The organism is Pseudomonadota bacterium, from assembly GCA_022361155.1.
GTDB lineage: Bacteria > Myxococcota_A > Polyangia > Polyangiales > JAKSBK01 > JAKSBK01.
The window spans coordinates 1-8029 of the sequence record JAKSBK010000135.1; the positions used below are offsets into that span (position 1 = coordinate 1).

Annotated in this window: 6 protein-coding genes; all 6 read right to left on the reverse strand. The window is 64.7% G+C overall.

All coding sequences use genetic code 11. The features are described 5' to 3' along the window. Positions 1 to 165 precede the first annotated feature (165 nt). Entirely contained in the window at positions 166 to 1392 is a 1227-nt protein-coding gene (locus tag MJD61_04520) for an argininosuccinate synthase (protein ID MCG8554541.1), read from the reverse strand. Between the two features lie 71 nt (positions 1393 to 1463). Beyond that, positions 1464 to 2315: a hypothetical protein gene (locus MJD61_04525; protein MCG8554542.1), complete on the reverse strand. Its 852-nt coding sequence runs from the start codon at positions 2313 to 2315 to the stop codon at positions 1464 to 1466. 15 nt (positions 2316 to 2330) lie between these two features. Then, positions 2331 to 4169 carry a molecular chaperone DnaK gene (gene dnaK, locus MJD61_04530; GenBank protein ID MCG8554543.1) on the reverse strand — a complete coding sequence of 613 codons (1839 nt, stop codon included), beginning with the start codon at positions 4167 to 4169 and terminating at the stop codon, positions 2331 to 2333. Further along, positions 4166 to 5434 carry a DnaJ domain-containing protein gene (locus MJD61_04535; protein MCG8554544.1) on the reverse strand — a complete coding sequence of 423 codons (1269 nt, stop codon included), beginning with the start codon at positions 5432 to 5434 and terminating at the stop codon, positions 4166 to 4168. The genes dnaK and MJD61_04535 overlap by 4 nt, the downstream gene beginning before the upstream one ends. Positions 5435 to 5748: 314 nt before the next feature. Beyond that, positions 5749 to 6693, reverse strand: coding sequence for an ornithine carbamoyltransferase (gene argF, locus MJD61_04540; protein ID MCG8554545.1), 945 nt, complete (start codon positions 6691 to 6693; stop codon positions 5749 to 5751). Further along, the gene (locus MJD61_04545; GenBank protein ID MCG8554546.1) at positions 6693 to 7934 is read right to left on the reverse strand and encodes an acetylornithine/succinylornithine family transaminase; all 1242 of its coding nucleotides are present in this window, start codon (positions 7932 to 7934) and stop codon (positions 6693 to 6695) included. Before MJD61_04545 ends, argF begins: the two co-directional genes overlap by 1 nt. Positions 7935 to 8029: the final 95 nt, after the last annotated feature.

Below are 8029 nucleotides of genomic sequence, written 5' to 3' on the forward strand. Positions count from 1 at the left end.
ACTCCGGACCGAGCATGGCGCAGCGCCGCGGGGTCGGATGGCGTGTCGGCGAACCGAGGAAATGCAGCGCATGCGGTTGGAATCGAGCAGGGTCGAGCGTGAGACGACGCGGCAGACGGCCCCGCGCCGCAAGCCAGGCGAGGGGAGTGAGTTCTGCAGCGGGCACTACTTGGAAGGGAAAGCCGCGGCGTCGCGCAAGGCCCGCAGCCTGAGCCTCAGGGCGTTTAGACGAATGAAACCGGTGGCGTCCGACTGCACATACGCCTCGTCGTGGTCGAAGGTTGCCACCTCGGGATTGTAGAGTGAAACGGGACTGCGCCGTCCCACCACCTGCACGCCACCCTTGTACAACCTGAGGCGCGCCTCCCCGGTTACCTCCCGCTGCCCCTCGTCGACCAAAGCCTGCAGCGCCAAACGCTCCGGCGAAAACCACAGGCCTCGATACACCAGCGCTGCGTACTCGGGCACCAGCTGATCGCGCAGGCGCATCACCTCACGGTCCATGGTCAGCGACTCCACCGCCCGATGAGCCTTGTGCAGGATCGTTCCGCCAGGCGTCTCGTAGACGCCTCGCGACTTCATCCCTACGAAGCGGTTCTCGACGATATCTGCTCGACCCACACCGTGCCGGCCGCCCAGCTGGTTCAGGGAAGCAAGCAATTGGGCGGGCGACATTTCTCGGTCGTTCAGCGCCACGGCGTCACCGCGCGCGTAGCGCAGCGTGATGTAGTCCGGCTCGTCGGGCGCCTGCACGGGATCGCACGTCATCAAGAACATCTCGGCATGCGGCTCGCGCCACGGATCCTCCAGCATCCCGCCTTCGTAGCTCGTGTGAAACAGGTTGTCGTCGATCGAGTAGGGCTTTTCCGCACTGGCAGAAACCGCGATGCCGTGCTGTCTCGCGTATTCGATGCAGTCCGTGCGCGAGCGCAGCTCCCACTCCCTCCACGGGGCGATGATCCGAATCCCCGGATCGATGCCGAGCGCAGTCAGCTCGAAGCGGACCTGGTCGTTGCCCTTGCCGGTCGCTCCGTGCGCGATCGCCTCGGCGCCGCACCCACGAGCCACGTCCAGCATCGCCTTGGCGATGACGGGTCGCGCGATGGATGTGCCAAGCAGGTACTCGCCCTCGTACACGGCGCCGGCCCGCAGCATCGGATAACAGTAGTCGCGTACGAATTCTTCACGCAGATCCCCGATCACGCATTCGCTGGCGCCCGTGGCAAGCGCCTTCGTTCGAACGGCGTCGAAGTCTTCCTCCTGGCCAAGGTTGGCACAAAAGGCCACCACCTCTTCGGCGTGACCCGCCTTGAGCCAGTGCAGAATCACCGAAGTGTCGAGCCCGCCGCTGTAGGCCAGGACCACCCGACCTGCTGTCTTTTCCCATGTCATGACGAGCGCGAGCATAATCTGCAGGCACGGCAAGGCAAGCTCGGCCCCACAACCAACGGGATGGCGGAGTGTCAGCGCTCTTGCGCTATCCTCACAGCACCAAGATTGACCAGCTCGACCAGCGTTTTGAGCGTCTCGAGCCGGTCCATCGTACAGACATCGAGAATCTCCTCCACGCTCGAGCTTCCATCGACTTGCGAAAGCACGAAACCGGCAAGATGGTCCAGACCCAACCAGCGCACGTCTCTTGCCGCCACTGCCAGTACGGGAACACGTCGCACGGACCCCAGCTTCGAGGTGTACATGCGTACAAGGTGCTCGCGACAGCGTTCAGCGTAGCTTCTAGCCTCCTCGTGCTCGGGATCCTGCCCGAGCACGAGCTCCGCCACACGCAGCGCGCCGGTGAAGTCGCCCAGGGCGTAGAGCTCGGCGATCTCCTCGACCATCGAACGGGGTCCCACGGGCACGATACTGGTGCTCGAGCGGGTTACGAGGTCAAGCGCCCCACCCGCACGCAGCTGATCCGGCAGGGGCGGTGGAGCTGGCAAGCGAAAACGCGACGGCCGGTCCGGCCGAGGCAGCACCGAGTCGGACGCAGGCTCGGCAGTCGCGGATGTCGGCGGAGCGTCCGTTCGGCGATGCCGATCCATGGCCCACGCATCGGGTGCCGAGTCGCGCGCGTCACGTGCGTCCGGCGATGCCTGGGCCGCGACGAGGGCACGATCGGCAACATCCGTCGGCCCCGCGGGCACCGAGAAGCGGAGCGTTCGCGCCTCGTCCTCGTCCAGATCCTCAAGCGCGCCCTCGTCCTCGTCGGCTCCGGGAGGCGACGACCAAGTTCCGCGCGGAGCCCCCTCACCACCGGAGCCCTGGCCATCGCCCGGCCAGTCGTCGTCGTGCTCGCCGTTGCTCACCTCAGCCACCAAGCACCAGTTAGGCTAGACCGCCTTGCCAACCACGCCCTTGAACATGCGCAGCGTACGTGACAGCGCGTCGCATTGCTCGCTCAGCGCGTCCGCGTTGCCGAGCTCCATAAGGCTGCGTGCCCGGCCCACGGCCGCGCGGGCCTTGCCGACCGCATCCTTGCCGAAGTCGCTGCCCGCGACCACCTGCTCGACCTCCGGAAAGAGCTTCTCGATCTGCGAAATGAGCTTCTCCGCTTCCTGCCTCGCCTGCTCCAGCTCCTCGCTCGAGCGCTGCGCGAGCGCGTACTCGTTTGCGTCGTCGACCATGTTCTGAATCTCATCCGGAGTCAGACCGCTGCTCGCTGTTACCGTGATCGACTGCTGCGCCCCCGTCTCGAGGTCCCGTGCGCGTACGCTTACAATCCCGTCTGCGCTGATCTCGAAGGTCACCTCCACTTCGACCTGGCCCGCAGGTGCCCGCCTGAGGCCGCTCATGACGAACTCGCCCAGCAGTTCGTTCTCGTCTGCCCGTTGCGACTCACCCTGTAGCACGAGTATCTTGACCGCGGTCTGATGATCGCGCGTGGTCGTGAACACTTTGGAGCGCGACGTTGGAACCGTTGTGTTCAGGGGAATCAGCTCCTCGAAGTAGCCGCCCACCACCATGATGCCGAGCGTGTGCGGCGTGACATCGAGAAGGACCATCTCGGACCCGGCGCTGATCAACGAGGTGCCTTGAATCGCGGCCCCCAACGCCACCACCTCGTCCGGATGCACGCCCTTGCAGGGCTCTCGTCCGAAAAATTCGCGCACGGCACGCTGTACAAGGGGCATCCGCGTCATGCCCCCGACGAGAATAACGTCCTCGATCTCGTCGGTGTCGAGACCGGCTTCCTCGAGCGTCCGGCGGCAAGTGGCCACCGTGCGCTCGCAAAGGCCGCGAGTCATCTCCTCGAGCTCGCTGCGTGTGAGCATGCGCTGCAAATGCAGCGGCTCGTTGCGCGTGTTCGAGATGATGAACGGCAGGTTGACCTCGGCCTCCTCTACTCCGGACAGTTCGCATTTCACCTTCTCCGCCGCGTCCTTGAGCCGCTGCAGGGCCATTCGATCCTGGCGCAGATCGGTACCGTGCTCGGCTTGAAAGCCCTCGACCAACCACTGAATGATACGCAGGTCGAAATCCTCGCCACCCAAGAACGTGTCGCCAGCGGTGCTTACAACCTTGAAAACACCGGCGCCGCTGATCTCCATGATCGAGATGTCGAAGGTGCCGCCACCCAGGTCGTAGATGGCAACCGTGCGATCGATGTCTCGCCCGAAACCGTATGCCAGCGCGGCCGCGGTGGGCTCGTTGATGATCCGAAGCACATCGAGGCCCGCGATGGCTCCCGCGTCCTTGGTTGCCTGACGCTGGCCGTCATTGAAGTAAGCAGGCACGGTGATGACGCACTTGTTGACCTCGTGCCCGAGGTAGTCTTCGGCGACCATCCGCATTTCCTGCAGGATCATCGCGGCGATTTCGGGCACGCTGTAGACCCTGCCGCGTAGCTCGATCCGCGCGTCATCGTGAGGGCCTTCGACGATGCGGTAGGAGCAATTGTTTCTCGCGCTCTCCATCTGGGGGCTGCCCCATTTGCGACCAATGAGACGCTTGGCTGCATGGACGGTATGCTCGAAGTTGGTTACCGCCTGCCGCTTTGCTATGTGGCCGACCAAACGCTTGCCTCCCTCGGTAATGGCCACCATCGAAGGCGTTGTCTTGTAGCCGCCTCGATTCGCAATTACGACCGGCTGTCCGTTTTCGACGACGGCCACGCAGGAGTTGCTGGTCCCGAGGTCGATCCCGATTACTGTGTCCGACTTCGTGGTCACTGGCGTACCTTTCGCTGTCTGGGTCGATTGCGACGTCTGCCTGGTGAGGTATCCGAATGCCGTGCCGCAGGGATCGAAACGGCCCCTTGCTTGCTTTTTGCAGGCTTTCTTCTTGAAGGCGCGTCTTTTGGCGCGGCCAGCGATTGCTGGTGCTTGCCGTCCGAGGAGGACCTGGCACGATCCGGCCGGCTCGACGGGGTTGGCGCCGAGACCCGCTGGCGGCCCGGCAGGGACGCGCTCATGCGATCCGCAAGCATCTGCCCCGGATTCGACGTGTAGCTTCCGCGCACGAGCGGAAGCGACTCGCGACTCGCGAGCAATCCGCGTCGCAACTTGCTTACCGCATGCGCGCGCTTTTGGGCCGCAGTGAGACGAGAGACGCGTCGGGGTCCAGCGGGACTGGGAGCCTCGATGGGGTCGCTCGCGACCGCGGAAGCCGCGGGCCGTCCGTTCGACTCGCGATCCGGCGCGGGCTCCGCCCGCTGCGCCGCAGTTTCCCGAGAACGGGCAAGCTCGGCGTCGTAGCGCTCGCGCGAGCCCTTGCGGCCAAGCACTTCATAGGCGTTCGTCAACCGCTCGAAGACGGCCTCCATGAGCGGCTTGTAGCCACCGATTCTGCGCCGAAATAGCGTATCCGGATGAAACACCTTGGCGAGCGCGAAGTAGGCCGCTCGAATCTGCGCTTTGTCCGCGTCGGCTGCCACCTCGAGCAGTTCGTAGTGGTTGGCTTTCCCGAGCCGCGCGTGGGTTGCCAGGATCCGCGCTTGCAGCTCGACGTCGAGATCGAGGCTCGGATCCGGCTGCAATCCGCCCTCCGCCGGCTTGTGCGATGGCCCCGGAGCACCATCGCTCGATCGAGCGCGACGCCCCGCGCCGGTCCGTTCACCAGCACCGGCTCCCGGCCCGTGAGACGGCCCCGCGCCGCTGTCGCTCGATCGAGCGCGGCGCCCCGACCCGGTCCGTTCACCACCTGAGTCGTCTCGGTGTGCTCGTACGCCTTCGGGAGACGCCTGACGCGAAGACTGTCCCTCGCCAGGAGCTGCAGGGCAGGCCGGTCGCTGCCACCGAACGGCACCAAGGGTGATCAGGCGCTCGAGAATCGTCTGCGTCTGGGCCTGATCCAGCCCAACCATGTGGGCGATATCATCGAGCGACGTGTGCCCATCGACTCGAGAAAGCACGAACGCCTCGATGGAGGTCAGCGGCAGCGATCGGACATCCAGTCCTGAAACAAGGCTCGGCGCTCTCGGCTGCGTGGGCCCCATGGCAAGTCGGATCGGTGACGCTCAGGACCCGTTCAAGAATAACTTCCCCGTTTCGCCGGCTCCGGCCACCTCTGGCTGCGTTGCTTGTCCTCGAAATACCACCCGTATTCCTCGTCGTCGCGCCTTGCCAGCGGCACCCGGCTCTCTCCGATTTCGAAAATGCTACTCTCGAGCGGGTCCTCAACAAGTAGTGTAGCACCGTGCAGCTTCAGCCACGACCGCCCCAGTTGTGCAGGACGGCGTGGTAAGCGCCCCCCGTACATTTTGCACCGCTGTATGTGCGACACTTGCGGGCCACACTCGAATGCTGGCCTTCAAGAGCCTTCGGATGAGCCCAGCAGCAGCTCGAGCACGGCCTTCTGCACATGCAAGCGGTTCTCGACCTCATCCCACACTCTTGAGCTAGGCCCGTCGATAACCGCCGCGTCCACCTCTTCACCGCGGTGGGCAGGCAGGCAGTGCAGGAAGATCGCATCGCTGGCAGCCGTTGCCATGAGCTGCGTGCTGACCCGGTAGCCGGCAAAGGCCCTGCGCCGGCGCTCGACTTCGTCCTCCTGTCCCATGCTCGCCCAGACATCCGTGGTCACCACGTCCGCGTCCTGCACGGCCTCTGACACGCTGGCCAAATCGACTTGGCCGCGCCCCAAACGCCGCCACGCCGCAATCACGCCGGCATCGGGCTCGTAGCCCGCTGGACAGGCCAGTCTCAATTCGAATCCCATCAGCCCGGCTGCGACGATCCATGAATGCGCCATGTTGTTGCCATCACCGACCCAGGCAACTCGCAGCCCGCGAAGCCCCTGCGCTCGGTGTTCGCAGACGGTCATCAGATCGGCAAGAACCTGACAAGGATGGTACTTGTCTGTCAGGCCGTTGATGACCGGTACCGCCGAAACCTGCGCCAGAGCCTCCAGGCGCTGCTGAGCCTTGGTGCGATACACGATGCCGTGCACGTAACGCGAGAACACGCGCGCGGTGTCCTCGAGCGGTTCACCTCGGCCCAACTGCAGGTCGCTGGGAGTGATGTCCATCGGGTTGCCCCCGAGCTCGGATACGCCGACCACGAAAGACACCCGCGTTCGGGTCGAGGACTTCTCCATCAAGATCGCGACGGTCTTTCCTGTCAAGGAGCGCGGATGCTCACTCGATCCGCGCAGCTTCTTGAGCACCCGAGCACGCTCCAGGAGAGCCTCGAGCTCCTCCGTAGCCAGGTCGAGCAGAGACAGCAGGTGCCGAGTCGTTGCCGCCTGCGCCGGCATCAGGCCGCCCCCTGCGAGGCCGTCTTTGTGGGCGGGTGCGCGAGCACGCTCCGCACCGCCGCGACACCTTCCTCGAGCTCGGCACGCGTCACGCACAGCGGTGGCGAAAAACGCAGCACACCGCCCCCGGCTACCGATAGCAGAACACCCTCTTGGTTTACGCGCCTCAGGGTCGCACGCGGGTCGACGTCCTCAGCGAGCACGACGCCGCGCAACAAGCCGCGACCGCGAGCCTCGATTGCGTGCGGCAGGGCTTGATCCCGAACCAGCCCGTCCAGCAGCTCCGACAGATGGTTACCCATCCGCTGTGCGTTGCCCACGAGATCCTCGTCGTCGAAGATGTCCAGCACCGCGAGCGCCGCGGCGCAAGCGAGCGGATTGCCACCGAACGTGGTCGCGTGAGTACCGGGTGGCAAGCTGCCAAGCAGATGTTCTGCGAGCGCCATGGCTCCCATGGGAAAGCCGCCGGCGATGCCTTTGGCGAGTGCACAGGCATCGGGCATGACGCCGCTCCACTCACGCGCGAGAAACCGGCCCGTGCGGCCATAACCCGTCTGAATCTCGTCGAAGAACAGCAGCGCTCCAGCCTCCGTGCACAGCTGCCTCGCAGCGCGCAGGTATGCATCGCTGCCCACGACGAGGCCGCCTTCACCCTGAATCGGTTCGAGCAGCACGGCGGCGGTGCGCTGGTCCACGCGCTCCGACAGCGCCTCGACATCTCCGTAGGGGACGTGCTCGATCTCACCGACCAAAGGCTCGAAGCCTTCGTGGTATTTGCGCTGCCCGGTCACGCTCAAGGCCCCCATGCTGCGTCCGTGGAAGCTGCCAAGCGCGGAGACGATGCGGCGCCGCCCGGTATCGCCTCGCCCGTAGTGGTAACGGCGCGCGAGCTTGAGGAGCCCCTCGATCGCCTCGGCTCCACTGTTGCAAAAAAAGAAGCGTGTGAACGGTGTACGGCGTGCCAGCCGCTCCGCCAGCTCGATCGAGCGGTCGTTGTAGTAGAGGTTGGACGTGTGCATCAGACGCGACGCCTGCTGGCTTATGGCCGTCACGAGCTTCGGATGCGCATGACCGACGCACAACACCGCAATGCCTGCACACAGATCGAGAAAGCTGCGACCTTCCACGTCCTGTACACGGCAGCCCTTGCCCTGGGTAAGCACAAAGGGAGCTGGCCTGTAGTTGTCGAGGTGAGCTCGTTCGAAGGTAGCGATGAGCTGCTCGTTGGTTACGCTAGACATGAGCTTGCGGTTCGTCAAAGGACATGCGGTTCGTCAAAGGACATGCGGTTCGTCAAAGGACATGCGGTTCGTCAAAGGACATAGCGGGCCAAGTC